Origin of the sequence: Actinomadura latina NBRC 106108 (assembly GCF_001552195.1) — a bacterium.
GTDB lineage: Bacteria > Actinomycetota > Actinomycetes > Streptosporangiales > Streptosporangiaceae > Spirillospora > Spirillospora latina.
On the sequence record NZ_BCQS01000027.1, the window covers coordinates 121,547 to 148,025 of the forward strand.

At 73.1% G+C, this 26,479-nt stretch carries 28 protein-coding genes; 22 read left to right on the top strand and 6 right to left on the bottom strand.

Translation table 11 applies throughout. The features are described from left to right. Nucleotides 1-6 precede the first annotated feature (6 nt). From AL2_RS28500 to AL2_RS28535, 8 genes are all read left to right on the top strand, one after another. The gene (locus AL2_RS28500; protein ID WP_083947000.1) at nt 7-819 is read left to right on the top strand and encodes a helix-turn-helix transcriptional regulator; all 813 of its coding nucleotides are present in this window, start codon (nt 7-9) and stop codon (nt 817-819) included. A gap of 118 nt (nt 820-937) precedes the next feature. Continuing rightward, nucleotides 938-2,344, top strand: a complete 1,407-nt coding sequence (sufB, locus tag AL2_RS28505) for a Fe-S cluster assembly protein SufB (RefSeq protein WP_439951374.1) — start codon at nt 938-940, stop codon at nt 2,342-2,344. Beyond that, nucleotides 2,344-3,495 (top strand): Fe-S cluster assembly protein SufD, encoded by a 1,152-nt coding sequence (gene sufD / locus AL2_RS28510; protein ID WP_067638925.1) that lies wholly within the window; start codon nt 2,344-2,346, stop codon nt 3,493-3,495. Before sufB ends, sufD begins: the two co-directional genes overlap by 1 nt. Beyond that, nucleotides 3,492-3,854, top strand: a complete 363-nt coding sequence (locus AL2_RS28515; protein ID WP_067638926.1) for a non-heme iron oxygenase ferredoxin subunit — start codon at nt 3,492-3,494, stop codon at nt 3,852-3,854. Before sufD ends, AL2_RS28515 begins: the two co-directional genes overlap by 4 nt. A 26-nt stretch (nt 3,855-3,880) precedes the next feature. After that, nucleotides 3,881-4,645, top strand: a complete 765-nt coding sequence (sufC, locus tag AL2_RS28520; protein WP_067638928.1) for a Fe-S cluster assembly ATPase SufC — start codon at nt 3,881-3,883, stop codon at nt 4,643-4,645. Next, a complete protein-coding gene (locus AL2_RS28525) occupies nt 4,642-5,904 on the top strand; it encodes a cysteine desulfurase (RefSeq protein ID WP_067638930.1) in 1,263 nt (420 codons plus the stop codon). The genes sufC and AL2_RS28525 overlap by 4 nt, the downstream gene beginning before the upstream one ends. A gap of 42 nt (nt 5,905-5,946) precedes the next feature. Continuing rightward, nucleotides 5,947-6,405: a Fe-S cluster assembly sulfur transfer protein SufU gene (gene sufU, locus AL2_RS28530; protein WP_067638932.1), complete on the top strand. Its 459-nt coding sequence runs from the start codon at nt 5,947-5,949 to the stop codon at nt 6,403-6,405. Beyond that, nucleotides 6,402-6,728 (top strand): metal-sulfur cluster assembly factor, encoded by a 327-nt coding sequence (locus AL2_RS28535; protein ID WP_067638934.1) that lies wholly within the window; start codon nt 6,402-6,404, stop codon nt 6,726-6,728. Before sufU ends, AL2_RS28535 begins: the two co-directional genes overlap by 4 nt. A 151-nt stretch (nt 6,729-6,879) precedes the next feature. Here AL2_RS28535 and AL2_RS28540 read toward each other — a convergent pair whose 3' ends face one another. Continuing rightward, nucleotides 6,880-7,440, bottom strand: a complete 561-nt coding sequence (locus AL2_RS28540; RefSeq protein WP_067638936.1) for a hypothetical protein — start codon at nt 7,438-7,440, stop codon at nt 6,880-6,882. 132 nt (nt 7,441-7,572) lie between these two features. Here AL2_RS28540 and AL2_RS28545 point away from each other — a divergent pair, with 132 nt between their 5' ends. Next, nucleotides 7,573-8,784, top strand: coding sequence for a sensor histidine kinase (locus AL2_RS28545; protein ID WP_067638940.1), 1,212 nt, complete (start codon nt 7,573-7,575; stop codon nt 8,782-8,784). Next, the gene (locus AL2_RS28550; RefSeq protein ID WP_067638951.1) at nt 8,781-9,458 is read left to right on the top strand and encodes a response regulator; all 678 of its coding nucleotides are present in this window, start codon (nt 8,781-8,783) and stop codon (nt 9,456-9,458) included. Before AL2_RS28545 ends, AL2_RS28550 begins: the two co-directional genes overlap by 4 nt. Before the next feature lie 14 nt (nt 9,459-9,472). Here the strand turns inward: AL2_RS28550 and AL2_RS28555 are convergent, their stop codons facing one another. Further along, nucleotides 9,473-9,868: an ABC transporter permease gene (locus AL2_RS28555; protein WP_067638953.1), complete on the bottom strand. Its 396-nt coding sequence runs from the start codon at nt 9,866-9,868 to the stop codon at nt 9,473-9,475. A gap of 68 nt (nt 9,869-9,936) precedes the next feature. On the opposite strand from AL2_RS28555, the gene AL2_RS28560 reads away from it, so the two are divergent. The 3 genes from AL2_RS28560 to AL2_RS28570 are packed head-to-tail and all read left to right on the top strand — an operon-like array spanning nt 9,937 to nt 11,993. Beyond that, nucleotides 9,937-10,575 carry an AIM24 family protein gene (locus tag AL2_RS28560; protein ID WP_245667006.1) on the top strand — a complete coding sequence of 213 codons (639 nt, stop codon included), beginning with the start codon at nt 9,937-9,939 and terminating at the stop codon, nt 10,573-10,575. Beyond that, nucleotides 10,575-11,228, top strand: coding sequence for an AIM24 family protein (locus AL2_RS28565; RefSeq protein WP_067638957.1), 654 nt, complete (start codon nt 10,575-10,577; stop codon nt 11,226-11,228). The genes AL2_RS28560 and AL2_RS28565 overlap by 1 nt, the downstream gene beginning before the upstream one ends. A gap of 3 nt (nt 11,229-11,231) precedes the next feature. After that, nucleotides 11,232-11,993 carry an AIM24 family protein gene (locus AL2_RS28570; protein WP_067638959.1) on the top strand — a complete coding sequence of 254 codons (762 nt, stop codon included), beginning with the start codon at nt 11,232-11,234 and terminating at the stop codon, nt 11,991-11,993. A gap of 50 nt (nt 11,994-12,043) precedes the next feature. On the opposite strand, the gene AL2_RS28575 is transcribed toward AL2_RS28570, so the two are convergent. Then, the gene (locus AL2_RS28575; RefSeq protein ID WP_067638961.1) at nt 12,044-12,841 is read right to left on the bottom strand and encodes a VOC family protein; all 798 of its coding nucleotides are present in this window, start codon (nt 12,839-12,841) and stop codon (nt 12,044-12,046) included. A gap of 323 nt (nt 12,842-13,164) precedes the next feature. Between AL2_RS28575 and abc-f the strand changes: the two genes are divergently transcribed. The 3 genes from abc-f (at nt 13,165) to AL2_RS28590 (ending at nt 16,039) form a co-directional block, all read left to right on the top strand. Beyond that, nucleotides 13,165-14,763 (top strand): ribosomal protection-like ABC-F family protein, encoded by a 1,599-nt coding sequence (gene abc-f / locus AL2_RS28580; RefSeq protein ID WP_067638962.1) that lies wholly within the window; start codon nt 13,165-13,167, stop codon nt 14,761-14,763. A gap of 116 nt (nt 14,764-14,879) precedes the next feature. Then, entirely contained in the window at nt 14,880-15,092 is a 213-nt protein-coding gene (locus AL2_RS28585) for a helix-turn-helix domain-containing protein (RefSeq protein ID WP_021596738.1), read from the top strand. A 185-nt stretch (nt 15,093-15,277) separates the two neighbouring features. Beyond that, nucleotides 15,278-16,039 carry an enoyl-CoA hydratase/isomerase family protein gene (locus tag AL2_RS28590; RefSeq protein ID WP_067638964.1) on the top strand — a complete coding sequence of 254 codons (762 nt, stop codon included), beginning with the start codon at nt 15,278-15,280 and terminating at the stop codon, nt 16,037-16,039. Between the two features lie 36 nt (nt 16,040-16,075). Here the strand turns inward: AL2_RS28590 and AL2_RS28595 are convergent, their stop codons facing one another. Next, complete coding sequence (locus AL2_RS28595) at nt 16,076-16,903, bottom strand: CocE/NonD family hydrolase C-terminal non-catalytic domain-containing protein (protein ID WP_067638966.1); 828 nt, start codon at nt 16,901-16,903, stop codon at nt 16,076-16,078. A 249-nt stretch (nt 16,904-17,152) separates the two neighbouring features. Between AL2_RS28595 and AL2_RS28600 the strand changes: the two genes are divergently transcribed. Further along, the gene (locus tag AL2_RS28600) at nt 17,153-19,078 is read left to right on the top strand and encodes an ABC transporter ATP-binding protein (protein WP_067638968.1); all 1,926 of its coding nucleotides are present in this window, start codon (nt 17,153-17,155) and stop codon (nt 19,076-19,078) included. A 10-nt stretch (nt 19,079-19,088) separates the two neighbouring features. Here AL2_RS28600 and AL2_RS28605 read toward each other — a convergent pair whose 3' ends face one another. After that, nucleotides 19,089-20,051 carry a sulfotransferase family protein gene (locus tag AL2_RS28605; RefSeq protein ID WP_067638971.1) on the bottom strand — a complete coding sequence of 321 codons (963 nt, stop codon included), beginning with the start codon at nt 20,049-20,051 and terminating at the stop codon, nt 19,089-19,091. Nucleotides 20,052-20,187: 136 nt separating this feature from the next. On the opposite strand from AL2_RS28605, the gene AL2_RS28610 reads away from it, so the two are divergent. The 4 genes from AL2_RS28610 (at nt 20,188) to AL2_RS28625 (ending at nt 24,273) form a co-directional block, all read left to right on the top strand. Further along, nucleotides 20,188-20,955: an SIR2 family NAD-dependent protein deacylase gene (locus AL2_RS28610; RefSeq protein WP_067638973.1), complete on the top strand. Its 768-nt coding sequence runs from the start codon at nt 20,188-20,190 to the stop codon at nt 20,953-20,955. Between the two features lie 91 nt (nt 20,956-21,046). Beyond that, entirely contained in the window at nt 21,047-22,156 is a 1,110-nt protein-coding gene (locus AL2_RS28615; protein WP_067638975.1) for a S66 peptidase family protein, read from the top strand. Then, nucleotides 22,153-23,043 carry a hypothetical protein gene (locus tag AL2_RS28620; protein ID WP_067638976.1) on the top strand — a complete coding sequence of 297 codons (891 nt, stop codon included), beginning with the start codon at nt 22,153-22,155 and terminating at the stop codon, nt 23,041-23,043. Before AL2_RS28615 ends, AL2_RS28620 begins: the two co-directional genes overlap by 4 nt. 90 nt (nt 23,044-23,133) lie before the next feature. Beyond that, on the top strand, nt 23,134-24,273 hold the full coding sequence (locus AL2_RS28625) for a glycerate kinase (RefSeq protein WP_067639071.1): 1,140 nt from the start codon (nt 23,134-23,136) through the stop codon (nt 24,271-24,273). Here the strand turns inward: AL2_RS28625 and yczE are convergent. Continuing rightward, nucleotides 24,270-24,893 carry a membrane protein YczE gene (gene yczE / locus AL2_RS28630; protein ID WP_067638978.1) on the bottom strand — a complete coding sequence of 208 codons (624 nt, stop codon included), beginning with the start codon at nt 24,891-24,893 and terminating at the stop codon, nt 24,270-24,272. The genes AL2_RS28625 and yczE overlap by 4 nt on opposite strands. Before the next feature lie 95 nt (nt 24,894-24,988). Here yczE and yczR point away from each other — a divergent pair, with 95 nt between their 5' ends. After that, nucleotides 24,989-26,455, top strand: a complete 1,467-nt coding sequence (yczR, locus tag AL2_RS28635; protein WP_083946993.1) for a MocR-like transcription factor YczR — start codon at nt 24,989-24,991, stop codon at nt 26,453-26,455. The last annotated feature ends 24 nt before the right edge of the window (nt 26,456-26,479 follow it).

Below are 26,479 nucleotides of genomic sequence, written 5' to 3' on the forward strand. Positions count from 1 at the left end.
AAATACGTGAGCGAGGACGAGACGACCACCGGAGGCGCCGCCGCGCGGCCTTCCGGCGCGCCGTCGGGCCCCGGTCACACCGAACGCGACACGCGCGCTCGGGTGGCCCGGCTGATCCTCGAGCACGGCCCGGTCACGGCGTCCACGCTGGGCGAGCGCGTCGGCCTCACGCCGGCCGCGATCCGCCGGCACCTGGACGCGCTGCTGGCCGAGGGGATGATCGAGGTGCGCAAGGCGCGGGTGCCGCAGACCCGGCGCGGCCGGGGACGGCCCGCCAAGTGGTTCGCGATCACCGACGCCGGGCGCAGCGCGTTCGTGCACGCCTACGACGACCTGGCGACCAGCGCACTGCGCTTCCTCGCCGACACGGCCGGCGACCGCGCCGTCGCCGAGTTCGCCCGGCGGCAGATCGCCGACCTGGAGCAGCGGTACCGGCCCGTCGTGCAGGACGCGCCGCCCCAGCAGCGGGTCCGCACACTCGCCGAGGCCCTTTCCGGCGACGGCTACGCGGCCGCCGCCGCCAAGGCCCCCCAGCCCGGCGGCGGTGAGCAGCTGTGCCAGCACCACTGCCCGGTCGCGCACGTCGCCGCGGAGTTCCCGCAGCTGTGCGAGGCCGAGACCGAGGCGTTCAGCCGGCTGCTCGGCACCCCCGTCCAGCGGCTGGCCACGATCGCCCACGGCGACGGGATCTGCACCACCCACGTCAGCCCGGTCGACTTGTGCGCCGACCGGGCCCGAGGTGACGGTCCGAAGGGATCTCCCTTTGGCATCCACCCAGCGGCCGAGGCCGAGGGGTCCGACCCGGGGGGCCGAGGTTGACGCTTCACAGACCGCCCAGCGGCGAAGTCTCCACGTCCTGCAACGGCATGCCCTGCCGCCGATCGCTTGGCTATCGCGACGTGACGAAAATATCACTCTCTGGAGTTGTTCTATGACTATGGCAGCCCACCCCGAACTCGAGGGGCTCGACAGGTACAAGTTCGGCTGGGCCGACTCCGACGAAGCCGGCGCTTCGGCCCGCCGCGGCCTGAACGAGGACGTCGTCCGCGACATCTCGGCCAAGAAGAACGAGCCCGAATGGATGCTCGACCTGCGCCTCAAGGGGCTGCGGCTGTTCGACAAGAAGCCGATGCCCACCTGGGGCTCCGACCTGTCGGGCATCGACTTCGACAACATCAAGTACTTCGTGCGCTCCACCGAGCAGCAGGCGTCGTCGTGGGAGGAGCTCCCCGACGACATCAAGAACACCTACGACAGGCTCGGCATCCCCGAGGCCGAGAAGCAGCGCCTCATCGCCGGCGTCGCCGCCCAGTACGAGTCGGAGGTCGTCTACCACAAGATCCGCGAGGACCTTGAGGAGAAGGGCGTCATCTTCGTCGACACCGACACCGGCCTGCGCGAGCACCCGGAGATCTTCCAGGAGTACTTCGGCTCGGTGATCCCGGTCGGCGACAACAAGTTCGCCGCGCTCAACACCACCGTGTGGTCGGGCGGCTCGTTCGTCTACGTCCCGCCGGGCGTGCACGTGGAGATCCCGCTCCAGGCCTACTTCCGGATCAACACCGAGAACATGGGCCAGTTCGAGCGGACGCTGATCATCGCCGACGAGGGCTCCTACGTCCACTACGTCGAGGGCTGTACCGCGCCGATCTACAAGTCGGACTCGCTGCACTCGGCGGTCGTGGAGATCATCGTCAAGAAGGACGCCCGCGTCCGCTACACGACCATCCAGAACTGGTCGAACAACGTCTACAACCTGGTGACCAAGCGCGCCGTCGCCTACGAGGGCGCCACCATGGAGTGGGTCGACGGCAACATCGGCTCCAAGGTCACCATGAAGTACCCGGCCGTGTACCTGCTCGGCGAGCACGCCAAGGGCGAGACCCTGTCGATCGCCTTCGCGGGCGAGGACCAGCACCAGGACGCCGGCGCCAAGATGGTGCACGCGGCCCCCAACACGTCCTCCACCATCATCTCCAAGTCGGTGGCGCGCGGCGGCGGCCGCACGTCCTACCGCGGGCTGGTGCAGATCCAGGAGGGCGCCGAGCACAGCAAGTCCACCGTCAAGTGCGACGCGCTGCTCATCGACCAGATCAGCCGGTCCGACACCTACCCCTACGTCGACGTCCGCGAGGACGACGCGGAGATGGGCCACGAGGCCACCGTCTCGAAGGTGTCGGAGAAGCAGCTGTTCTACCTGATGAGCCGCGGCCTCACCGAGGACGAGGCGATGGCGATGATCGTGCGCGGGTTCGTCGAGCCGATCGCGCGGGAGCTGCCGATGGAGTACGCCCTTGAGCTGAACCGGCTCATCGAGCTGCAGATGGAAGGAGCCGTCGGCTGATGGGGCTCGCCACTGCATCATCGGACTCACGGCCCCTCTCGACGCTGCACGAGAAGGCGTCCTACGACATCGCCGACTTCGGGGTGCCGACGGGCCGCGAGGAGGAGTGGCGGTTCACCCCGCTGCGCCGCCTCCGCGGCCTGCACAAGGGCGCCGCCGCGGACGGCGGCAAGGTCCTCCTGGAGGCCGAGGCGGCCCCCGAGGTCACCGTCGAGACCGTCGGGCGCGACGACCCGCGCATCGGCAAGGCCTACGTCCCCGCCGACCGGGTCAGCGCCCAGGCGTGGAACTCCTTCACCGACGCCACCGTCGTGACGGTCCCCAGAGAGGCCGTCGCCTCGGCGCCGACCGTCCTGCGGCTGCGCGGCGAGGACGCGTCGGCCGCCGCCTACGGCCACATCACCGTCGTGGTGGAGCCGCTCGCCGAGGCCACCGTCGTGCTCACGCACCGCGGCTCGGCGACCTACGCCGACAACGTGGAGTTCGTCGTCGGCGACGGCGCCCGCCTGTCGGTGATCAGCCTGCAGGACTGGGCGGACGACGCCGTCCACGTGTCCCACCAGCACGCCCTGCTCGGCCGCGACGCCAGGTTCGTCTCGCACAACATCTCGCTCGGCGGCGACGTCGTGCGGATCTCGCCGTCCGTCGCCTACGGCGCGCCGGGCGGCGACGCCGAGCTGTACGGGGTGTACTTCGTCGACGGCGGCCAGCACCTGGAGCACCGCCTCCTCGTCGACCACACCGTCCCGCACTGCCGCAGCCGCGTCGACTACCGCGGCGCGCTGCAGGACCAGGACGCGCACGCCGTCTGGATCGGCGACGTGATCATCCGCGCGGAGGCGGAGGGCACCGACACCTACGAGCTGAACCGCAACCTCGTCCTCACCGACGGGACGCGGGTCGACTCGGTGCCGAACCTGGAGATCCTGACCGGCGAGGTCGCCGGCGCCGGGCACGCCTCGGCGTCCGGGCGGCTGGACGACGAGCACCTGTTCTACCTGCAGGCGCGCGGCATCACCTTCGACGACGCGCGCCGCATGGTCGTCCGGGGCTTCCTCGGCCAGCTCGTCGACCGCATCGAGGTCGCCGAGGTCCGCGACAAGGTCCGCCAGGCCATCGAGGAGGAGCTCGACCAGGGAGCAGCTCGATGACCACATCCGCGAAGCCCGGCGGGCCTGGAGGGGCGTCCTCCCAGCAGGGGTACGTGAAGGTGTGCGCGCTGGACGAGATCCCCGCCGACGGGGCCCTCGGCGTCGAGGTCGACGACACGCCCGTCGCCGTCGTGCGCAGCGGCGACGACGTGTACGCCCTGAACGACATCTGCTCGCACGCCGAGGTCTCGCTCGCCGAGGGCGAGGTCTACGACGGCACCATCGAGTGCTGGCTGCACGGGTCCTGCTTCGACCTGCGCAGCGGCAAGCCCACCAACCCGCCGGCCACGCAGCCGGTCGCCACCTACAAGGTCAAGGTCGAGGGCGGGGACGTCTACCTCTCGCTCGGCGACGACTGACCCCACGACGAAGGACTACACGCACTATGGCCACGCTAGAGATCCGCGACCTCCACGTCTCCGTCGGCGACGGCTCCGACGGGGCGAAGGAGATCCTGCGCGGGGTCGACCTGACCGTGCAGGCCGGGGAGACCCACGCCCTCATGGGGCCGAACGGCTCCGGCAAGTCGACCCTGGCCTATGCCGTCGCCGGCCACCCCAAGTACACGGTGACGTCCGGCACCGTCACGCTGGGCGGCGAGGACGTCCTCGCCATGTCCGTCGACGAGCGCGCCCGCGCCGGGCTGTTCCTGGCGATGCAGTACCCGGTGGAGGTGCCGGGCGTGTCCGTCTCGAACTTCCTGCGCTCGGCCGTGACCGCCGTCCGCGGCGAGGCCCCGAAGCTCCGCGAGTTCTCCAAGGAGATGAAGACGGCGATGGACGACCTGTCCATCGACCCGGCGTTCGCGCAGCGCAGCCTGAACGAGGGCTTCTCCGGCGGCGAGAAGAAGCGGCACGAGATCCTGCAGCTGGAGATGCTCAAGCCGAAGGTCGCGATCCTCGACGAGACCGACTCCGGCCTCGACGTCGACGCCCTCAAGGTCGTCTCCGAGGGCGTGAACCGGTTCGCCGGCGGCGACACCGGCGTCCTGCTCATCACCCACTACACCCGCATCCTGCGGTACGTGAAGCCCGACTTCGTGCACGTCTTCACCGCCGGCCGCGTCGTCGCCGAGGGCGGCCCCGAGCTGGCCGACGAGCTGGAGAACGAGGGCTACGAGAAGTACGTGAAGGCGGGCGCGGCCCTATGACCATGCTGCCCGAGGAGCTGAAGAAGGACTTCCCGCTGCTGGGACGCACGGTCCGCGGCGGGCGTCCTCTGGTGTACCTCGACTCGGGGGCGACGTCGCAGAAGCCCGTCCGCGTCCTGGACGCGGAGCGGGAGTTCTACGAGCGGCACAACGCGGCCCCGCACCGCGGCGCGCACCTGCTCGCCGAGGAGGCGACGGAGGCCTACGAGAACGCCCGCGCCTCCATCGCCCGGTTCATCGGCGCGACGCCCGGCGAGATCGTGTTCACCAAGAACGCCACCGAGGGCATCAACCTGGTCGCGTACGCGATGAGCAACGCCGCGACCGCCGGCCCGGAGGCCGAGCGGTTCGCGGTCGGCCCCGGCGACGAGGTCGTGGTGTCGGAGATGGAGCACCACGCGAACCTCGTCCCGTGGCAGCAGCTCTGCCGCCGCACCGGGGCGACGCTGCGCTGGTTCGGCATCACCGACGAGGGCCGCCTCGACCTGGAGGACCTCGACGGCCTGGTCAACGAGCGCACCAAGATCGTCGCGCTGACGCACCAGTCGAACGTGCTCGGCACCGTCCCGCCGGTGAAGCAGATCATCGACCGGGCCCGCGCCGTCGGCGCGCTCGTCCTGCTGGACGCCGCGCAGTCCGTCCCGCACCAGCCGGTCGACGTGACCGATCTCGGCGCCGACTTCCTGGCGTTCTCGGGGCACAAGATGCTCGGCCCGACCGGCATCGGCGTCCTGTGGGGCCGCGGCGAGCTGCTGGAGGCGATGCCGCCGTTCATCACCGGTGGCTCCATGATCGAGCTCGTCCACATGGAGGAGTCCACGTTCATGCCGCCGCCGCAGCGGTTCGAGGCGGGCGTCCCGATGACCGCGCAGGCCGTCGGGCTCGGCGTCGCCTGCGAGTACCTCGCCGACATCGGCATGGACCGCGTCCAGGCCCACGAGGAGTCGCTCGTCGGGTACTCGCTCGAACGGCTCGGCGAGATCCCCGGCGTCCGCGTCATCGGCCCCGGCACGACCGAGGCGCGCGGCGGCGCGGTCTCGTTCACCGTGGAGGACATCCACCCGCACGACGTCGGCCAGGTCCTGGACGACCTGGGCGTCGAGGTCCGCGTCGGCCACCACTGCGCGTGGCCGATCTGCCGGCGCTTCGGCATCCCGGCGACCACCCGGGCGACGTTCTATCTCTACAACACGCTCGCCGACGTGGACTCGCTCGCCGACGGGGTACGGCACGCCCAGAAGTTCTTCGGAACACACTGAGCCGCGGGCCGGTTGTAGCGAAAAAGGCTTGGAAGGGACGACATGCAGCTGGAGGCGATGTACCAGGAGGTCATCCTGGACCACTACCGCAACCCCCACCACAAGGGGTTGCGGGAGCCGTTCGAGGGCGAGGCGCACCACGTCAACCCGACGTGCGGTGACGAGGTGACGCTGCGCGTCCACCTGGACGGCGAGGGCCAGGACGCCACGGTCGCGGACGTCTCCTACGACGCCATGGGCTGCTCGATCAGCCAGGCCAGCGCCTCGGTGATGTCCGACCTGATCATCGGAAAGTCCGTGAAGGAGGCGATGGCCGTCGGCGAGGAGTTCCTGGCGCTGATGCAGTCCCGCGGCCGGGACATCGAGCCGGACGAGGACGTCCTGGAGGACGCCATCGCCTTCGCCGGGGTCTCCAAGTACCCCGCCAGGATCAAATGCGCCCTGCTCGCCTGGATGGCGTGGAAGGACGCGACCGCACGCGCACTCGGAGAGGCATCATGACCGACACGCCCGCCACCACCGTCCAGGAGGAAGAGGTCCTGGAGGCCCTGAAGGACGTCGTCGACCCCGAACTCGGCATCAACGTCGTCGACCTCGGCCTGATCTACGGCGTCAACCTCGACGACGAGGTGGCCACCATCGACATGACGCTCACCAGCGCCGCCTGCCCGCTCACCGACGTGATCGAGGACCAGGCCCACAGCGCCCTGGAGGGCCTCGTCAAGGACGTCAAGATCAACTGGGTGTGGCTCCCGCCGTGGGGCCCCGACAAGATCACCGACGACGGCCGCGACCAGCTCCGCGCCCTCGGCTTCAACGTCTGAGCACCTTCAACGTCTGAGCACCTTGAACGTCTGAGCACCTTGAACGTCTGAGCACACCGCCCGCGGCCTGGGCGCACGCACGAGGCCGCGCCCCTGCCCCGGGGCGCGGCCTCGTGTGTTTCCGCCGGCCTTCCGCCGGACCCCGCGATCGTCACTCGCGCGGTGCGCGCTCCGCGCGGTCCTTCGGCTTGGCAGGCCAGAGGGTGTGGCTGACCGGCCAGATGGCCCAGATGGCGAGGACCGCGCCCAGGCGGGCCAGCCAGGCGGTGAGGGCCTGCGTGCGGTCCGGATCGTCCACGAGGACGATCATGGTGAGGAGCAGGGCGCAGGCGATGGCGGTGGCGAGGGCCGCCTTGCCGAACTCGCGCCACTCGTAGCGGGTGCGGGCCGAGCCGTACTCCGGCTTCCCGCGAGGGGGCGGGCCGCCGGCGAAGCGGTGCGCGAAGCGCTCGTCGGCCCAGCGGACCATGCCGTGCCCGAACGCGACAGAGTAGCCGAGGTAGGCGGCGGCGAGGCCGTGGCCGGTGCCGGCGGTCGCCCCGCCGCGCAGGTCGGCCGCCGTCGCGGCGAGCAGCACCAGGTCGACGAGGGGGACGCAGAGCAGCAGCGCGGCGCCGGTGCGGCGCAGCCGCAGCGGGTAGCGGGCGAGGAGGCCGGCGGCGAGGAAGACCCAGAACCCGATCTCGCATCCGGCGATGACGGCGATGAGCACGGTTCCATCGTGTTCGGGGAGGGGCGGGGGTTTCGTCGGCCGCGGTGAGGTTTCGCGGGTCCTCCGAAGGATGTACGCGGGCTCCTCACCCGGAGGGACGAGACATCGCGGCCGGGATGCTGAGATGTATCCGTGCACCTGATCCGACGGCCGACCACGCGCCAGGACGTGCTGATCGTCGTGGCGGCGCTCGCCGGCGGGCTGCTGATGCTCGCGGCGCACGGCTACTCGACGTGGTCGCGGGACTGGGACCCGTCGTTCTGGCTGCGTCTCGTCCCGCTGCTCGGGCTGTGCTCGGCGATGCTGCTGCGGCGGAGGGCGCCGCTGACCGGGCTGGCGCTGGCGACCCCGTTCAACTTCGCCGACGTCGCGTTCGGGCCCAGCATCGCCACCGCGATGATCTACGGGGACGCGCTGTACGCGGCGAGCCTGTACGGGCGGCGGCGGACCGCGGAGTGGCTGCTCGGCGCGACCGTGTCGGCGTCGCTGGCGGTGGTGGCCGGCGTCGGGATCGGGCTGCGCGGCGTCGCCGTCGGCGTGGTGGCGGGTGCGGTCGCCGGGCTGGTGTGGGTCGCGCCGGTGCTGACCGCGATGGCGGTCCGCGAGCACCGGTTCCGGGCCGACGCCGAGCGGCGGCGGGCGGAGGCGGAGCGGCGGCGGGCGGAGGCGGAGCGGCAGCGGGCCGAGCAGGTGGCGCGGCTGGCCGAGCTGGACCGGCGCGCCGCGGTGACCGCCGAGCGGGCCCGGATGGCCCGCGAGCTGCACGACGTGATCGCCAACCATCTGAGCGCGGTGGCGCTGCACTCCTCGGCGGTGCTGCGGGTGCCCGACCTGGACCGGGCCGAGATCGAGCGGTCCATGCGGGTCATCCGGGAGAACAGCGTGCAGGGGCTCGCCGAGATGCGGCGGATGATCGGGCTGCTGCGCGACGGCGGCGACGCCGACCCGGCGGCCCGGCCGCGGCTCACCGAGCTGGACCGGCTCGTCCGGCACACCGCGCGGGCCGACCTGTCGGCGCGCCTGGAGGTCGCGGGGGAGCCGGCGGAGCTGCCCGCGGCGGTGGAGCTGGCCGCGTACCGGATCGTCCAGGAGTCGCTGACCAACGCGCTCAAGCACGCCGGGCCCGGCCGCGCCGAGGTCCGGGTCGAGTACGGCCGGCGGCTGGTGATCGACGTGTCCAGCCCGCTCGGCCGGGACGGTTCCCGGCTGCCGGGCAGCGGCCGCGGCCTGGTCGGGATGCGCGAGCGCGCGGTGATGCTGTCCGGGGACTTCGACGCGGGACCGGACGGCGGCCGGTGGCGGGTGCACGCCGAGCTGCCCGTGGAGCTGGAGAGGACGCCATGATCGAGGTGCTGGTCGCCGACGACCAGGCGGCGGTGCGGGCCGGCCTGGTGCTGATCCTGCGCGGCGCGCCGGACGTCCGGGTCGTCGGGGAGGCCGCGGACGGGCTGCGCGCGGTCGAGCTGGCCCGGGAGCTGCGCCCCGACGTGGTGCTGATGGACGTCCGGATGCCCCGCCTCGACGGCATCAGCGCGACCCGGGAGATCGCCGGGTTCGCCGACGTCCTGGTGCTGACCACCTTCGACATGGACGAGTACGTGTTCGGCGCGCTGCGCGCGGGCGCCGCCGGCTTCCTGCTGAAGGACGTGGACGCCGACCACCTCGTGGACGCCGTCCGGACGGTCGCGGCCGGCGACGGCATCATCGCCCCGCGGGTGACCCGGCGGCTGATCGGCGCGTTCGCGTCCCGCCCGGCGGCCCAGGCGGCGGCGCCCGGCCTGGACGCGCTGACGCCGCGGGAGCGCGAGGTGTTCGCCTGTCTGGGCGAGGGCCTGTCGAACGGGCAGATCGCGGCGCGCCTCGACATGGCGGAGACGACCACCAAGACGCACGTCAGCCGCATCCTCGGCAAGCTCGGCCTGGCCGGCCGGGTCCAGGCGGCCATCCTCGCTCAGGAAACGGTCGCCACCGGACTTTCCCGGCGTGGTCCACTCGACGGGCCACCGAGCGCCCGCTGACCCGGCAGCGGCGGTCAGAGGCTGCGGGTGCCGGCCAGCGCGGCGATCAGGTAGGTGGCGCCGGCGACGGCCGCGAGCCACACGTACGGGGTGATGTCGGAGCCGCGCAGCGCCTGGACGACGAGGCCGCCGACCACCGCGACGGTCAGCACGTCGCCGGTCGTCGCGGCGGCGCGCAGGTGCGCGCGGGCCCGGGTGCCGGAGCCGAACCCGTCGCTGATCGGCAGCGCCGGTTCGTTGCGCCGGTAGCCCAGGTAGCCCGCGTATCCGGCCAGCGCGGCGAGCGCGATGAGGGCCGTTCCGGACCGTCCATCTGCGGCCAGCACGGCCCCGACCACCACACCGGCGGCCAGGACGAGTCCCGGCACGGCCCACCGGCTGATACTGCGGCGTTCGGGAGCGATCCACATGGTGCTCATCCTTCCCGATGTGCGCGCGAGCGCGACCGGCAACGCGCCGGGCTGTATCTTCTCGCTTCGTGGCGCAATTTCGATTGAACGGCTCGAAGATGCTCGCCGTCGACCTCGCGGGCGAGACCATCCGGGCGCTGAACGGCTCCATGGTCGCCTACGAGGGCCAGATGGCGTTCAAGCGGCAGGGCATGACGGGCGGCGAGGGGCTGCGGGGCGCCCTCAAGCGGCGGATCGCCGGCGAGGGCATGACCCTCATGGAGATCACCGGGCAGGGGACGGTCTACCTGGCGAGCGAGGCGACGGAGGTGACCCTCGTCCAGCTCACCGGCGACACCCTCTTCGTGGAGTCGGAGAGCCTGCTGGCCCTCGACGGGAACCTGCAGACCGGCGTCCAGTTCGTGGGGCTGCGGGGCATGGGCACCGGCCAGGGGCTCGCCACCACGAAGGTGGACGGGCACGGGACGGTCGCGGTCTTGTCCGACGGACCGGCCATCGCGCTGGAGGTGACGCAGCAGACACCGCTGTGCGTCGACCCCCACGCCTACGTCTGCCATCACGGGCAGCTCCAGCAGGATGTGGTCACCGACGTCAACTGGCGGACGGTGATCGGCCAGGGATCGGGGGAGAGCGTGCAGTTCCGGTACCAGGGGCACGGGCTGGTGTACGTCCAGCCGGCCGAGCGCGGCGGGATTCTGGAGATCTGATGCCCGGATACCAGTCGATCAACTCCAAGATGCTCCAGGTGCGGATCGGGCCGGGGCAGGAGGTCTACAGCAAGCGCGGCGCGATGCTCGCCTACACCGGGCCCGTGTCGTTCGCCCCGACCGCGACGGCCGGGCAGGGCATCGGCGGCACGCTCGGACGCGCCGTCGCCGGCGAGCGCAGCGCGATGATGCACGTCACCGGGCAGGGCAGCGTCATGTTCGGGCACGGCGGGCTGGAGGTCACCGTCATCGACCTGAACGGCGCCGACACCCTGTACGCCGAGGCCGACCGGCTCCTCGTCCACGACACGACCCTCCAGGTCGGGACGATGTTCATGGGCGAGCAGGGCGGCGTGCGCGGCATCGTCCGCGGCGCGGTCACCGGGCAGGGCCTGTTCACCACGACGCTCACCGGGCACGGCTCGTGCGCGCTGCTGTCGCACGGCGGCGTCATGGAGATGCCGATCACCCCGCAGCGTCCCGTCCACGTCGACCCGCAGGCGTACGTCGCCCACCGCGGCCAGGTGCAGAACAAGCTGACCACGGCGGTCGGGCTGCGCGACATGATCGGACGCGGCTCCGGGGAGGGCTTCCAGCTGGAGCTGAGCGGTTCCGGCGTCGTCTACGTCCAGGCCAGCGAGAGGAAGATCTGACCCGTGACCAGTTTCGGCACGCGGACCTGGAACCCGCACACGCTTCCGTCCAACGACAACGTCAATCCCTACGCCTTCAGCGTCGACCTCAACGGGCAGTGGTTCGCGCAGAAGGGCAAGATGATCGCCTACTACGGGCAGATCAGGTTCGAGGCGCTGTCGGCGGGCCCGCTGGACTCCCTCGTCGCGCACACGTTCAACTCCCCGCTGTACGCGCAGGACTGGATCGTCGCCCAGGGGCAGGGCAAGCTCGTCCTCGCCGACCGGGGGTTCGACGTCAACTCCTTCGACCTGGAGAACGGGAACCTGACCGTCCGGGCCGGGAACCTGCTCGCGTTCGAGCCGGGCCTGGAGCTGAAGCAGTCGATCATCCCGGGGTTCCTCACGCTGATCGGGACGGGGCGCTTCGTGGCGGCCTCCAACGGGCCCGTCCACTTCGTCGAGCCGCCGATCAGGGTCGACCCGCAGGCGCTGCTCGGGTGGGCGGACTGCCCGTCCCCCTGCCACCACTACGACCACTCCTACATGCGCGGGGCGTTCGGCGCCGCCCGGATGGTGTTCGGGATCGGCGGCCAGTCCGGCGAGGAGCACCAGTTCGACTTCACCGGCCAGGGCACGGTGATGATGCAGTCGTCGGAGGCCGTGATGAACGAGGACGTCCTGCTGCGCGACCTCGAAGGCCAGATCGGCCTGGTGGGCACGTCCGGGCTCCAGCGGCTGCACCAGACCATCGGGCAGCGGCTCGCCGCCGAGCGGCAGGGCTGACTCCGGGGCCGTTCTCCGGGGGCCCGGCGGGCCGGGCCCCCGGAGAACGGTCACGACTCGGGCTCGGGCGCCGGCTTCATCACGTGCAGCGGCACCCCGAACGGGTCGCGGACGGCGGCCGCCCGGCCGTACGGGCTGTCGGCCGGCTCGGAGTCGACCGTGCCGCCGCCCGCCCGCACCTTCCGGACCGCCGCGTCGGCGTCGTCGACCGCGAAGTACGTCGTCCAGGACGGGACGGGATCGCCGCCGCCCCCGAGGACGAGGCCGGAGCCGCCGAGGATCCCGCCGATGTAGCGGCCGTCGCCCGCGCGCCGCAGGACGAGGTAGTCCATGTCGCCCGGCATCGGCTCCGGCTCGTAGCCGAACACCGCCCGGTAGAACTCGCCGGCGGCCGCGGAGTCGGGCGTGGCCAGCTCGTTCCACACGAACGATCCTGGGGCGTTGACGATCCGGGAGCCGGGATGGGCCTGCCCCTGCCACAGGCCGAACTGGGCGCCCTGCGGGTCCTTGAGGATCGCCATGCGGCCCTGGTCCATCACGTCCATGGCGGGGGCGACGACCTCCCCGCCCGCGTCCGTGACGCGCTTGACCAGGCCATCGCAGTCGTCGGTGGCGAAGTAGACGTTCCACCAGTACTGCGCGGGCTGGTCGTCCGGGTTCCGCATCATCCCGGCGACGGGCTCGCCGCGCAGCATGCACATGTTGTAGTGGCCCCCTTCGGGGCCGGTGTCCTCGAATTGCCAGCCGAAGAGCGTCCCGTAGAACGTCTTCGCCCGCTCAAGGTCGGGGACGCCGATGTCGAGCCAGTTCGGTGTCCCCTCCGGCACATTCGCCGTGACCTGGGTCATCCGGCTCACCCTCCTTCGTGCCGGGACCAGTCGCTGGTCCCGGAGCCGTCCCGCCGCACGCCGCCACCCTCATACTGGCCCCCCGGGGGCCTTTCACACATGCCCCCCGCACCGGATCGGCATGGCCGGGACCGGCCCTGCCGTCCTCCGGCCCCCACCCGCCACCGGCCGGACGACGAGCGCCCCTCCGCGGTCACGTACACTGGGCGGATGGTTCCGCTCCCGAACTGACAGGCCGCCCAGCGCGCCGCCCGGTCACAGGACCGCGGCGCGCTGTTTCGTGCGCCTGTCCACCGAGCCGTCCGTCAGGGGAGCCCTGCACTGTGATCATCGCGAAAGACATCGAGCTGCGCGCCGGTTCCCGGCTGCTGATCGAGGCCGCCTCGTTCCGGGTGAACCCCGGCGACCGGGTCGGCTTCGTCGGGCGCAACGGCGCCGGCAAGACCACCCTCACCAGGGTGCTGGCCGGGGAGGCGCTGCCCGCGCAGGGCGCCGTGACGTCCTCCGGCACGATCGGCTACCTGCCGCAGGACCCGCGCGGCGTCGACCTCGACGAGCTGGCCCGCGACCGCATCCTGTCGGCGCGCGGGCTGGACGAGGTGATCCGCAAGCTGCGCGCCGCCGAGGACCGGATGGCGACCGCGACGGGCTCCGACCGCGACAAGGCCGTCCGCCGGTACGGGCGCCTCGAAGAGCGCCTGCACGTGCTGGGCGGCTACAGCGCGGAGGCCGAGGCCGCCTCCATCGCCTCCAGCCTCGGCCTGCCGGACCGGGTGATGACCCAGCCCCTCGGGACGCTGTCGGGCGGCCAGCGCCGCCGGGTGGAGCTGGCCCGCATCCTGTTCTCCGGCGCCGACACCCTGCTGCTCGACGAGCCGACCAACCACCTGGACGCCGACTCGATCGTCTGGCTCCGCGACTTCCTGAAGGGCCACCAGGGCGGCCTCGTCGTCATCAGCCACGACGTGGAGCTGCTGGACGCGGTCGTCAATCGGGTGTTCCACCTGGACGCCAACCGCAGCGTGATCGACATCTACAACGTCGGCTGGAAGAAGTACCTCGACAGCCGGGAGACCGACGAGCGGCGCCGCAAGCGCGAGTCGGCCAACGCGCACCGGCAGGCGTCCGCGCTGCTGTCGCAGGCCGACAAGATGCGCGCCAAGGCGACGAAGGCGAAGGCGGCCCAGCAGATGGACCGGCGCGCCCGGCAGCTGCTCTCCGGCGTCGAGGGCGAGCGGCAGGCCGACAAGGTGGCCAAGATCCGCTTCCCGGAGCCGGCTCCGTGCGGCAAGACCCCCCTCACCGCGGAGGGTTTGTCGAAATCGTACGGATCTTTGGAGATTTTCACCGACGTGAACCTGGCCGTCGACCGGGGCAGCCGCGTCGTCATCCTGGGCCTGAACGGCGCAGGCAAGACGACGCTGCTGCGCCTGCTGGGCGGCGTCGACAAGCCCGACACCGGCGCGGTGGTGGCAGGCCACGGCCTGCGGCTCGGCTACTACGCGCAGGAGCACGAGACCCTGGACGTCGACCGGTCCGTGCTGGAGAACATGCAGTCGGCCGCGCCCGGCATGGCGCCGGTCGAGGTCCGCAAGATCCTCGGCTCGTTCCTGTTCTCCGGCGACGACGTCGACAAGCCCGCGGGCGTCCTGTCCGGCGGTGAGAAGACCCGGCTGGCGCTGGCGATGCTCGTGGTGTCCAGCGCGAACGTCCTGCTGCTCGACGAGCCCACCAACAACCTCGATCCGGCCAGCCGCCAGGAGATCCTCGGCGCCCTGCGGACGTTCGCCGGGGCCATCGTCCTGGTGACGCACGACGAGGGGGCCGTTGAGGCGCTCTCACCGGAAAGAGTGATTTTGCTGCCCGATGGTGTGGAAGACATCTGGAGTGACGAGTTTGCCGATCTGGTGGCGCTCGCGTGACCTGCGGGGTGACTTCCGCAGATCTTTTCTGGCCGAGTGGGTAGCCGAACAGCCGGGAATGACTGATCATGGCGGGGGATAACGCAGCGGTCACCACATCACTACGGGAGGTACTCGTGGCCGAGACCCTTAAGAAGGGCACCCGCGTGACCGGTGCCGAGCGCGACAAGCTGGCGGCGGACCTGAAGAAGAGGTACGACTCCGGCGAGAGCATCCGCGCCCTGGCAGCCGCCACCGGCCGCTCGTACGGTTTCATCCACCGGATTCTGACCGAGTCCGGCGTCAACCTGCGCGGTCGCGGTGGCGCGACCCGGGGCAAGAAGTCCTGACCGGACCCCTGCCCCCGGATGAGCGCACCGCCTGATCCGGCGCCGCGGCCGGCCGAGTAGGGTTCGGTCGCGGCGGCGGACCGGGCGAGCGGGCCCGCCCCGTGGACGGCGGGGCGGGCCCGCCACGCTCATCGAGAGGAAGACCAGTGGGGGACGCGACAACGGCCGGACGGCCGGAAACGGTCATGGCGGACGCCGACCTGGAGAAGGCGGGGCTGCGCCTGGAGGTCGACGGCGCGGTCGCGACCGTCACCCTGAACCGGCCCGAGCGGCGCAACGCCATGACGTTCGGCACCTGGCGCGGGCTCGCCGCGATCGGGCGCTCCCTGCCCGCGGACGTGCGCGTCGTCGTCCTGCGGGGCGAGGGCGCCTGCTTCTCGGCGGGCATCGACCTCGGCATGTTCTCCGGCGACGGGGAGGGCTTCACCGACGGCTCGGACGCCGAGGCCACCGACCGCTTCATCGCCGAGCTGCAGGAGGGTTACACCTGGCTGCGGCGCCCCGACATCGTCACGGTCGCGGCCGTGCACGGGCACGCGATCGGCGGCGGGTTCCAGCTCGCGCTGGCCTGCGACATCCGGGTGGCGGCCGACGACGCCAGGTTCTGCATGAAGGAGCCCGCGCTCGGGCTCGTCCCCGATCTGACCGGCACCAAGCCGCTGGTGGAGATCGTCGGCATCGGGCGCGCGCTGGAGCTGTGCCTGACGGCGCGGACCGTCCTCGCCGACGAGGCGGCCCGGCTCGGCATCGCCGAGATCGTCGTCCCGCGCGACGGCCTGGACGGCGCCGTCCGCGACCTGGTGGCGTCGCTGCTCGCGGTGAACCCCGGCGCGGCCGTGGCGACCAAGCGGCTGCTGTGGGAGGCCGCCGAGAACACCCTTGAGGAGCAGTGCGCCGCCGAGCGCCGCGAGCAGATCGGCCGCCTCCGCGAGATGTTCGGCGGGTGACCGGCCGGGGGCGGGCCGGCTGCCCGCCCCCGGGGACTACTTCAGTGCCTCCCGGCCGCCGCGCGCCAGCGGCAGCAGCACCCTGCTGAGGCCGGGCCGCACCGCGACCTCGGTCCCGTCCGGGTAGCACAGCGTGTAGTCGTAGTCGGTGGACAGCAGGACGACGCCGAGCCGGTGCCCGGCCCGCACTGTGTAGTCGGCGGGTTCGAGATTCCACCGGAACGTGTAGGTCTTCCCGGCCTTGACCGGCTCGGTGCGGCTGAAGCCGCGCCGGTTCCGGGCGTCCAGCCACCCCCGCGTGATGATCTTGTAGGGGGCGGTCTCCGTCTTCAGCGCCTGCCGGGTCGTGCAGCCGGGGTCGCCAGGGACGCTCTCCCCGTAGCAGACCTGCTCATCGGTGTTGACGCGGGCGCCCGTCGGGCGCGTATCCGTGCCGTAGTCGACCAGCAGCGCCGTCAGGTACGGCGACCGCCCGTAGAGCGAAGCCCGCAGGGAGACCGACGGGATGCCGTCCACCCGGACGTCCCGGGGCAGCGGTCCGGTCAGGTAGGCGAGCCGGTCGGGGTCGGCCCGGTCCTCGCCGGCGAGGAGCTGCCCGGCGGTGCGGGTCTTGCCCGCGTCCACGAACGACTGGGTCCCGCCGGGCCGGGGCAGGAGCCCGAGCTTGCCCGGCCGGCCGGACGGCCCGGCGTTCAGGCTCAGCGGGACGATGTCGACGGTCTGGGTGACGGCGTCGGCGCGGGAGAACACCGGCTGGGTCTCACCGTTCCGCACCGTGACGCGGGGGGTGCCGTCCCTTGTGGGGACGTCCGCCGCCGCGGGGAGCGCGGTCGCGGCGAGCTGCGCGGCCGTGACGGTGATCACGCCGGCGCCGCGCCGGGGAGGCGTCGTTTCATCTGCGGGCTCCTGGGGGTGTGAGCCTGGGGATGTTGATCACAGTTACACCGGCGCCAGGGGTTGTCCAGGGCCGTGAGCGCCGTGATTACGCCGTGAGCGGAGCAGGGAAGCCCGGTGGGCGGGACGGCGTTGTGCGGGCCGGGTACGAGATGCTTACTTGATTACCCCGATGACGACGACGTCGGGGGCACGGACGCAGCGGAGGCAGATGTGGGAATGCCAGGCAACGGCTGGCAGGTGATGGCCTCGTTCCGCAGGGACAGCTCGGTCACCCAGCAGAAGCTCAAGCCCGGCACCGTCGGGCGGATCGCGGGGTACGCCCGTCCCTACGTCCGCGAGCTGGTGGTCTTCCTCGCGCTGAACTCGCTGGCGGCGGTGATCGTCGTCGCCAACCCGCTGCTGCTGAAGTCGATCATCGACAGCGGCATCGTGCCGGCCCGGCCGGACATCGTGGTCTGGCTCGCCGTCGCCGTCGCGGGACTCGCGCTGGTGGAGGCGGTGCTCGGCCTCGCGCAGCGCTGGTACTCGGCGCGCATCGGCGAGGGGCTCATCTACGACCTGCGCAGCCAGGTCTTCGCCCACGTCCAGCGGCAACCGGTCGCGTTCTTCATGCGGGCGCAGACGGGCTCGCTCGTCAGCCGCCTCAACAACGACGTGATCGGCGCGCAGCGCGCCCTGACCACCACGCTGTCGTCGGTGGTGTCCAACGTGATCAGCCTGGTCCTGGTGCTGGTCACGATGCTGATCCTGTCATGGCAGGTCACGCTGATCGCGCTGCTGCTGCTCCCGATCTTCGTCCTGCCCGCCAAGTGGGTCGGCAAGCGCCTGCAGCGCGTCAGCCGCGAGCAGATGGTGCTGGACGCCGAGATGGGCTCGCTGATGACCGAGCGCTTCAACGTGGCCGGCGCGATGCTCGCGAAGCTGTACGGGCGGCCCGCCGAGGAGGAGGAGAACTTCTCCAGCCGGGCGGCCCGCGTCCGCGACATCGGGATCGTCGCGGCCATGTACGGGCGGGTGTTCTTCACCGCGCTGACGCTCGTCGCGGCGCTGGCCACCGCCATGGTCTACGGCGTCGGCGGCTACCTCGTCGTGGGCGACACCCTCCAGCTGGGCACGCTCGTCGCGCTCGCCACCCTGCTGACCCGGATGTACGGGCCGCTGACCGCGCTGTCGAACGTCCACGTGGACGTCATGACCGCGCTCGTCAGCTTCGACCGGGTCTTCGAGGTGCTCGACCTCAAGCCGCTGATCCGCGACCGCGCGGACGCCCGCGCGCTGGGCGGGGAGCGCGCGTCGTCCAAGAGCCTCGGCAAGGCGCCGTCGATCGTGTTCGACCACGTCCGGTTCGCCTACCCGGCGGCGGACGAGGTGTCGCTGGCCTCGCTGGAGTCGATCGCCCGCACCGACACCTCGCCCAGCCGCGAGGTCCTGCACGACATCGACTTCCGCGCCGAGCCCGGGCAGCTCGTCGCGCTCGTCGGGCCGTCCGGCGCGGGGAAGTCGACCGTCACGCACCTGGTGTCGCGGCTGTACGACGTATCCGGCGGCGCGGTGCGGGTGGGCGGCGCCGACGTCCGCGACGTGACCCTGGAGTCGCTGCGCGCGGCGATCGGCGTGGTCAGCCAGGACGCGCACCTGTTCCACGACTCCATCCGGGAGAACATGCGCTACGCCCGCCCGGACGCCACCGACGAGGAGATCCTCGCGGCCGTGGAGGCCGCGCACATCGGCGATCTCGTCGCCGACATGCCCGACGGCCTGGACACCGTCGTCGGCGACCGCGGCTACCGGCTGTCGGGCGGCGAGAAGCAGCGCCTCGCGATCGCGCGGCTGCTGCTCAAGGCGCCGTCGGTCGTCGTGCTGGACGAGGCGACCGCGCACCTGGACTCCGAGTCCGAGGCGGCCGTGCAGCGGGCGCTGCGCACCGCCCTCGCCGGCCGGACGTCGCTGGTGATCGCGCACCGGCTGTCCACGATCCGGGAGGCCGACCAGATCCTGGTGATCGAGGACGGCCGGGTCGCCGAGCGCGGCCGGCACGAGGAGCTCCTGCTGGAGGGCGGCCTGTACGCGGAGCTGTACCGCACCCAGTTCTCCCACCAGCGGGGCGAGGAGCGGCAGACCGAGCCGCTCGGCGCCGAGTAGCCGGAGCCGGTCAGGTCTCCGGCGTGGTCCGGTAGCCGAGCCGCCGCAGCTCGGTGCCGGCGACCTTCTCGACCTGGGCGGCCTGCCGCGGGGTGAGCCGGTCGCGCCACGACCCGACCCCGCCGTCGTTCGCCTCGCCCGCTCTGACCAGGCCCGACAGCGCCGTCTTCGGGACCTGCGCGCCGAGGTGCCCGGCCAGGCCGGCCGCGATGGTGCGCGGCCTGGCCACCAGTTCCTCGTAGCGGACGGTGAACAGCTGCTCCTCGGGGACCTGCTGCCGGAGCTTCGCGCTGAGCCGCACCGCGCCGCGCCAGCGCAGCGCGCACTTCACGGCGAGCGCCGCGCGCGGCCAGCGGTTGCGGTCCGTGTGGTCCTCGACGCCGAAGAACGGGTTCGGGAACACCGTGTCGAGGTTGGCGAGGCCCGGCTTGAACCAGGCGAGGCAGCGCTCGTCGTCCAGCATGTCGGCGACGACGTCCCGGCCGTCCCGGATCACCTGGACGAGCTGGGCGTCGGGGAAGGCGTCCAGCAGCACGTCGGCGCTGTAGATCAGGTCGGGGGAGGCGTCGGCGAACCGGGTGAGCCCCTGCGGGTCCACGCACGGCTCCGGCAGGTCCGCCTCGGGCACCGGGCGGCCGGGCGGGACGGGCGGGCGCGGCGGCAGCCCGGCGAGCTCGCGGCACTCGTCCGGGCACTGCGCGCAGGCCCGGGCCGAGACCTGCCACGCCTCGGCGTAGGCGTCCCGCAGCACCCGCGCCGCGCCCTTGCCGCGCTCGGACGCGATCGAGGGCTGCCGCGCGAACGCGTACGTGACGCGCAGGACGCCGGGCCGGCCGGTGGTCAGATGGAAGCCGGGGGACCGCTTGACCGCGCGCGCCAGCAGCTCCGCACCCGAGTGCGGAGCCCCCACGATGAACACCGGGCGGCGGACCTTGGTGCCGTTGACCACCAGGATGTGCGGCGTCGACCTCATACGGGGCACAGTTTGTCACCTTTTGAGGGCCGGTCGGTCCGTGACCCTGCGTAAGGGCCGGCCCGATACCCATCCGTTAACCGGGGACGGGCGCCGGTCGCCGCGGCCACCCCGCGGCGGCGCCTACCATGTGAGAGTGGACGCTCCCCTGACGCTCGCCGAGCTCTTGCCCCAGGTCGAGTCCATCACCGTGCTGACCGGCGCCGGGATCTCCACCGACAGCGGGATCCCCGACTTCCGCGGCCCGCGGGGCGTCTGGACCAGGGACCCGGCGGCCGAGGCGATGTCCACGATCGGCGCCTACCTCGCCGACCCCGAGGTGCGGCGGCGCGCATGGCGGTCCCGCCGCGACGATCCCGTGTGGGGCGCCGAGCCCAACGCCGCGCACGCCGCGCTCGTCGAACTGGAGCGCGCCGGCCTGCTGCGCGCGCTGGTCACCCAGAACATCGACGGCCTGCACCAGCGCGCCGGATCGTCCGGCGCCAAGGTCATCGAGATCCACGGCACGATGCGGGAGGCCGTCTGCCTGTCCTGCGGCCTGCGCACCCCCATGCCCGACGTCCTCGCCCGCGTCGACGCCGGCGAGGACGACCCGCCCTGCGCCGAGTGCGGCGGCGTCCAGAAGTCCGCGACGGTCTCCTTCGGCCAGGCCCTCGACCAGGACGTCCTGGACGCGGCGATCGCCGCCGCCCGCTCCTGCGACCTGTTCCTGGCCGTCGGCACCTCGCTGACCGTGCAGCCCGCCGCCGGGCTGTGCCTGGAGGCCGTCGGCGCCGGCGCCCGGCTGGTGATCATCAACGCGGAGGAGACGCCGTACGATGAGCTGGCCGACGCGGTGCTCCGGCGGCCGATCGGCGAGACGCTGCCGCGCCTCGCCGGCCTCGCGCTCGGCACGGCGCGATGATCTGTTGGCGGGTCGTGACCGGCCGCCCCTTCCACTGGGGTCCGGATCCTGACAAGCTCTATCCGTCGCGGTGCGAGGAGGGATCGGGTTGATGAGCGGGGGCGCCCGCGCGCAGACGGCCGAGGGGCCGGCTGCCGCGCCCGCCGTCGGCATGCCCGGCGGCCGTGGCCGCGCCCGGAAGACCCGCAGGTACGGGCGGTTGCGGCCGGGCGACCGGGTCGCGGTGATCGCGCCCAGCGGCCCCGCCGAGCCCGCCCGGCTGGAGGCCGGCTGCGCCGCCCTGCGCGGCCTGGGCCTTGACGCCGTGGTCGGAAAGCACGCCCTCGACCGTGTCAACCTCGGCGCTCCCGGACCCGTCCGGGAGGACTGGCACCGGCTGGCCGGCAGCGACGCCGACCGGGCCGCCGACCTGCAGGAGGCCTGGTGCGACCCGCGCGTCCGCGGGGTGGTCTGCGCGCGCGGCGGCTACGGCGCGACCCGCGTCCTCGACCACCTCGACTGGGACGTCCTGAGCGCCGCGACCGAGGCGTCCGCCGCACCGGCGGTCCTGCACGGCTCGAGCGACATCACCGCACTGCACGCCGCTTTTGGAACGCGCCTAGGAGTCACGACGTCCTTCGGTCCCATGCCCGCCGGCCTCCTCGCCGAAGACGAACCGGACGGCGGCACGCTCGCCGCCCTGCGCGCCGCCCTCTTCGGCGGCCCCCTCATCCTCCCAGGCACGCGCGCCCTCCGGCCGGGACGCGCGGAGGGCCCGCTCACCGGCGGCACCCTCTCGCTCCTCGCGGCGCTGCTCGGCACCCCGTACGCCCCGCCGCCCGCCGAGGGCCGCATCGTCTTCCTGGAGGACGTCACCGAGGCGCCCTACCGGATCGACCGGATGCTCGTCCAGCTCCTCCAGGCCGGCTGGTTCGACGGCGCGGTCGGCGTGGCGCTCGGCTCCTGGCGCGACTGCGGCGACCCCGCCGAGCTCGACTCGGTGTTCACCGCCCGGCTCGGCCCGCTCGGCGTCCCCGTCCTGGCGGGCGTCCCCGCCGGGCACGGCCCGCGCCAGCTGACCCTCGAACTCGGCGCCCCCGCGGTGCTGACGGCTTCACCGCACGACCCTTCGACCCACCGTCCATCCCCGCATGATCCGCACCCCGCCGTGCCGGAACCCGGCGCGCTCACCCTCGAAGCGCCCCCGGGAGGTGCGCGATGAGCGGCCGCCATGCCCGTCCCGATTCCTGGGACGACGGGACCCTCGATTCGCTGCTCGTACTGGTCGCCGAGAGCCTCGGCTACCGCTGCACCCGCGTGCCCGGGGAGGTGATGCTGCTGGAGGGCGCGAACAGGCTGCACGTCAGCCTCCGCGACCTGCGGCAGCTCGCCCGCCTCGTGCCGCGCGACGACTGGCCGGCGCTCGTCTCCGACCACGTCACCACGATCGTCACCGCGATCGAGGAGCCGCTGGACCTCAGCGACTTCGACCTCGCCCAGCACCTGCTGCGCACCCGTATCTACCCGGCCGAGGCCGACAACGGCGTCCTCGCCGCCCGGCCGTTCGCGCCGGGCCTCATCGAGGCCGTCGTCGTCGACACGCCCACCACCGTGCGGACCGTCACGACCCAGGAGATGGGCGGCTGGCCGGTGTCCGGCGACGCGCTGTTCATGCTCGGCCGCGCCAACGTCCGCGCCGACGGCCCCCTGCAGATGGACGACCAGGACCTCGGCGGCGTACGCGTCTCCGTCCTGCACGGCTGGACGTTCTACGCCGTCACGCACCTGGCGTGGCTGGAGGAGTACCTGCCGATCGGCCCGTACGGTGCGCTGGTCATCGCCCCGAACCGCAGCCTCATCGTCGCGCACCCGCTCCGCATCGCCGAAGGGCACCCGAGGGCGCGCTACCGCGCGGCCGTGGCGGCGGCGACCGAACTTCAGGCGCAGGCGCACCGCGCCTACGAGGAGGGCCCCGGCTCGCTCAGCCCGCACCTGTACTGGTGGCGCGCAGGCGAGCTGACCTACCTGGAGACCCGCTACGAGGGCGACACGATGGTGCTGCCCGAGGAGTTCGCGTCCGTCCTGGCGACTCTGGCCGCCGAGCACTGAGCCGATGACCGCAGCGGAGCGCCGGCGGAGCGAGGATCACCGCTCAGTGCTTCGCGAGGGTCCGGGAAGCGTCCCCCAGAGGTGGTGCTGATGCGGGTCGTCGTCGCGCCCGACTCGTTCAAGGGCGGCCTGCCGGCGGCGGAGGTGTGCGCCGCCGTGGAGGCGGGCGTCCGCCGGGCCGTGCCGCGCGCCGAGGTGGTCGCCGTCCCGATGGCGGACGGCGGCGAGGGCACCCTCGACTGCTTCCTGCGCGCCCGCGCCGGCGACGCGGTCGAGATCGCCGCCACCGACCCGCTGGGACGTCCGGTGAAGGCCCGCTACGCCCTGTCCGGCGACGGGCGGTCCGCGGTGGTGGAGCTGGCCGCCGCGTCCGGGCTGCCGCTGGTCGGGGACGTCCCGCCGGACCCGATGGGCGCCGCCACCACCGGCACCGGCGAGCTGATCGCGGACGCGGTCCGGCGCGGCGCCCGCGACGTGCTCGTGTGCGTCGGCGGCAGCGCCGGCACCGACGGCGGCACGGGGCTGCTGCGGGCGCTCGGCGTCCGGTTCCTGGACGCCGGAGGGGGAGAGCTGCCGCCGGGCGGCGGCGCCCTCGCCCGGCTCGCCTCGATCGACGACTCGGGGGTGCCGGACGCCGTGCGCGCGACCCGGTTCCGGGTCGCCTGCGACGTCACCAACCCGCTCGTCGGGCCGGCCGGCGCCGCCGCCGTGTTCGGCCCGCAGAAGGGCGCGTCTCCCGGCCAGGTCGCCGAGCTGGACGCCGCCCTGACCGTCTTCGCGGACGTCCTCGCCGCCGGCGGCGGCGCCCGCGTCCACGACCTGCCCGGCGCGGGCGCGGCCGGCGGCACCTGCGGCGGCCTCGTGGGCGTGCTCGGCGCCGAGCCGTCCGGCGGGGCCCTCCTCGTCGCCGAGGCCGTCGGGCTCCCGGCCGCCCTCGCCGGCGCCGACCTGGTCATCACCGGGGAGGGCCGGGTGGACGGGCAGAGCGCCGGCGGCAAGGTCGTCTCGGCGGTCGCGACGCTCGCGCGGGGCCGCGGCGTCCCGTGCGTGGCGCTGGCCGGCGGCGTCGCCGGGCCGCTGGACGAGCTGCACGCCCTCGGCCTCACCGCCGCGTTCAGCCTCGCCGACGGCCCCCGCACCCTGGACGAGCTGAAGGCGGACGCCGCGCCGCTGCTGGCCGCGGTCGCGGAGCAGGCCGTCCGCCTCCTCACGCACCGGACGGCCCGCTAGACGGCGGCGGGCTCCGGTTCCGGGGCCGGTTCGGCGGCCGGGGGCCGGATCGTCAGCATCGGCAGGAAGACGTGCGTCAGCGGGCCGATCGCCACCGCGTACAGCAGCGTCCCGATGCCGACGGTGCCGCCGAGCAGCCAGCCGACGGCGAGCACGGCCAGCTCGATCCCGGTCCGGACCACGCGGATCGAGTGGCCCCGCGCGGCGATCCCGGTCATCAGCCCGTCGCGCGGGCCGGGGCCGAGGCCCGCGCCGATGTAGCAGCCGGTCGCGACGCCGCCGGCGAGCACCGCGACGACGAGGTACGCCCAGCGCGCCGCGAGCGCGCCCGGGTCGGGCAGCAGCCACAGGAACAGGTCGGCGAACACGCCGATGAGGACGACGTTGCTGATCGTCCCGATCCCCGGCCGCTGCCGCAGCGGGATCCAGGCCAGCATGACGACCGCGCCCGCGATGATGATCCACACGCCGATGGACAGGCCGAAGCGCCGCGTCAGGCCCTGGTGGAAGACGTCCCACGGGTCGTTGCCGAGGCCGGACGACACCTGGAGCGCGATCCCGAACCCGTACAAGGCCAATCCAACGTAGAGCTGCACGAGTCGCCGTGCCATCAAGGCCATTGTTCGCTCCTCACCCCGCAAGTGGCCATCTCCTGGACTACCTTGGCGTGAGGTGGACTGGTCTTTGCAGGGCCAATTATGCGAAAGTGGCTTGTATGAGCACCCGTTACGTGAGCGGCCCGAACCTGGCCCGGCTGCTGGGCGATCTGTCGGCCGAGCGCCCCGTGTACGCCGCGCTGGCCCGGTCGGTGCGCGGCCTCGTCCTGGACGGGCGGCTGGCGCTGCGGACGCGGCTGCCCGCCGAACGGGACCTCGCCGCCGCCCTCGGCGTCAGCCGCACCACCGTGACGACCGCCTACGACCGGCTCCGCGACGAGGGCTACGTGGAGAGCCGGCAGGGCGCGGGGAGCTGGACGGCGCTGCCGCCGGTGCGGATGTCGTCGGCGGAGCGGCGCGCCGCGCCGCCCGGCGGGCGGTTCGGCAAGGCGTACCCGGCGCCGGACGACGCGTCCTTCATCGACCTCGGCTGCGCCACCCCGGGCGCCCCGGCGATCTTCGAGGAGGCCGTCGCCGCCGCCGTCGACGAGCTGCCCCGCTACAGCTCCGGGCCCGGCTACGAGCCCGCCGGGCTGGCGAGCCTGCGGGAGGTCATCGCCGCCGGGTACGCGGCGCGCGGCGTCCCGACCCGCGCCGACCAGATCGTCGTCACCACCGGCGCGCAGCACGCGTTCACGCTGCTGACGCAGCTGCTCGTGGAGGCGGGCGACGCCGTCATGGTCGAGCGCCCCACCTACCCGCACGCGCTCGGCGCGCTGCGCCGCCGCGGCGCCCGGCTCGTCCCGGTCGGCGTCAACGAGGGCTGGGACGTGGAGCTCATCGCGGGCGCCATGCGGCAGGCCGCCGTCCGGATGGCGTACACGATCCCCGACTTCCAGAACCCGACCGGATACCTGATGGGGGCGGACGACCGTGCCGCGCTCGTCGACGCCGCGCGCCGCGCCGACGCGTTCCTCGTCACCGACGAGACGTTCGCCGACCTCGCGCACGACCTCGGCGCGCCGCGCGAGGCGCCGCTCGCCGGCCACGACGGCGGCGGACGGGTGATCACGATCGGGTCGGCGTCCAAGCTGCTGTGGGGCGGGCTGCGCATCGGCTGGGTCCGCACGACCGCGCCGCTGGCTCGCCGCCTCGTGGTGGCCCGCGAACCGTTCGACATGGCCAGCCCGGTGCTCGACCAGCTGATCGTCCGGGAACTGCTGCTGCGGGTGGAGGAGGTGCGCGCCGAGCGCGCTCGGAACCTGCTGCGCGGGCGCGACGCGCTCGCCGGGGCACTGCGCGAGGTGCTGCCCGGCTGGGAGTTCCGGCTGCCCGCCGGCGGCATGTCGCTGTGGGCGCGGATCGGCGCCCCGGTCGCCACGGCGCTGGCCGAGGCGTCCGAGCGGCTCGGCGTCCGGGTCGTCGCCGGGCCGGTGTTCGGTGCGGACGGCGTGCTGGAGGACTACGTCCGGCTGCCCTACGTGCTGCCGCCGGACACGCTGCGGGCGGCCGTCGAGCGCCTCGCCCTGGCCTACCGGGAGGTCCAGGCGGCCCCGGCCGCCCGTCCCCTGCCCGCCTACGTCTGACCGCCCGCGCCGGGCCCGGAGGGG

Bases quoted from the DNA above. Each gene is read 5' to 3' on its own strand.
- AL2_RS28555 (WP_067638953.1), bottom strand. From the start codon at position 9,868: ATGTGGATCGCTCCCGAACGCCGCAGTATCAGCCGGTGGGCCGTGCCG.
- AL2_RS28515 (WP_067638926.1), top strand. From the start codon at position 3,492: ATGACCACATCCGCGAAGCCCGGCGGGCCTGGAGGGGCGTCCTCCCAG.
- sufD (WP_067638925.1), top strand. From the start codon at position 2,344: ATGGGGCTCGCCACTGCATCATCGGACTCACGGCCCCTCTCGACGCTG.
- AL2_RS28535 (WP_067638934.1), top strand. From the start codon at position 6,402: ATGACCGACACGCCCGCCACCACCGTCCAGGAGGAAGAGGTCCTGGAG.
- sufC (WP_067638928.1), top strand. From the start codon at position 3,881: ATGGCCACGCTAGAGATCCGCGACCTCCACGTCTCCGTCGGCGACGGC.
- AL2_RS28620 (WP_067638976.1), top strand. From the start codon at position 22,153: ATGAGCGGCCGCCATGCCCGTCCCGATTCCTGGGACGACGGGACCCTC.
- AL2_RS28605 (WP_067638971.1), bottom strand. From the start codon at position 20,051: ATGAGGTCGACGCCGCACATCCTGGTGGTCAACGGCACCAAGGTCCGC.
- AL2_RS28590 (WP_067638964.1), top strand. From the start codon at position 15,278: ATGGCGGACGCCGACCTGGAGAAGGCGGGGCTGCGCCTGGAGGTCGAC.
- AL2_RS28550 (WP_067638951.1), top strand. From the start codon at position 8,781: ATGATCGAGGTGCTGGTCGCCGACGACCAGGCGGCGGTGCGGGCCGGC.
- AL2_RS28615 (WP_067638975.1), top strand. From the start codon at position 21,047: ATGAGCGGGGGCGCCCGCGCGCAGACGGCCGAGGGGCCGGCTGCCGCG.
- AL2_RS28525 (WP_067638930.1), top strand. From the start codon at position 4,642: ATGACCATGCTGCCCGAGGAGCTGAAGAAGGACTTCCCGCTGCTGGGA.
- yczE (WP_067638978.1), bottom strand. From the start codon at position 24,893: ATGGCCTTGATGGCACGGCGACTCGTGCAGCTCTACGTTGGATTGGCC.
- sufB (WP_439951374.1), top strand. From the start codon at position 938: ATGGCAGCCCACCCCGAACTCGAGGGGCTCGACAGGTACAAGTTCGGC.
- AL2_RS28575 (WP_067638961.1), bottom strand. From the start codon at position 12,841: ATGACCCAGGTCACGGCGAATGTGCCGGAGGGGACACCGAACTGGCTC.
- AL2_RS28625 (WP_067639071.1), top strand. From the start codon at position 23,134: ATGCGGGTCGTCGTCGCGCCCGACTCGTTCAAGGGCGGCCTGCCGGCG.
- AL2_RS28600 (WP_067638968.1), top strand. From the start codon at position 17,153: ATGCCAGGCAACGGCTGGCAGGTGATGGCCTCGTTCCGCAGGGACAGC.
- yczR (WP_083946993.1), top strand. From the start codon at position 24,989: ATGAGCACCCGTTACGTGAGCGGCCCGAACCTGGCCCGGCTGCTGGGC.
- AL2_RS28565 (WP_067638957.1), top strand. From the start codon at position 10,575: ATGCCCGGATACCAGTCGATCAACTCCAAGATGCTCCAGGTGCGGATC.
- sufU (WP_067638932.1), top strand. From the start codon at position 5,947: ATGCAGCTGGAGGCGATGTACCAGGAGGTCATCCTGGACCACTACCGC.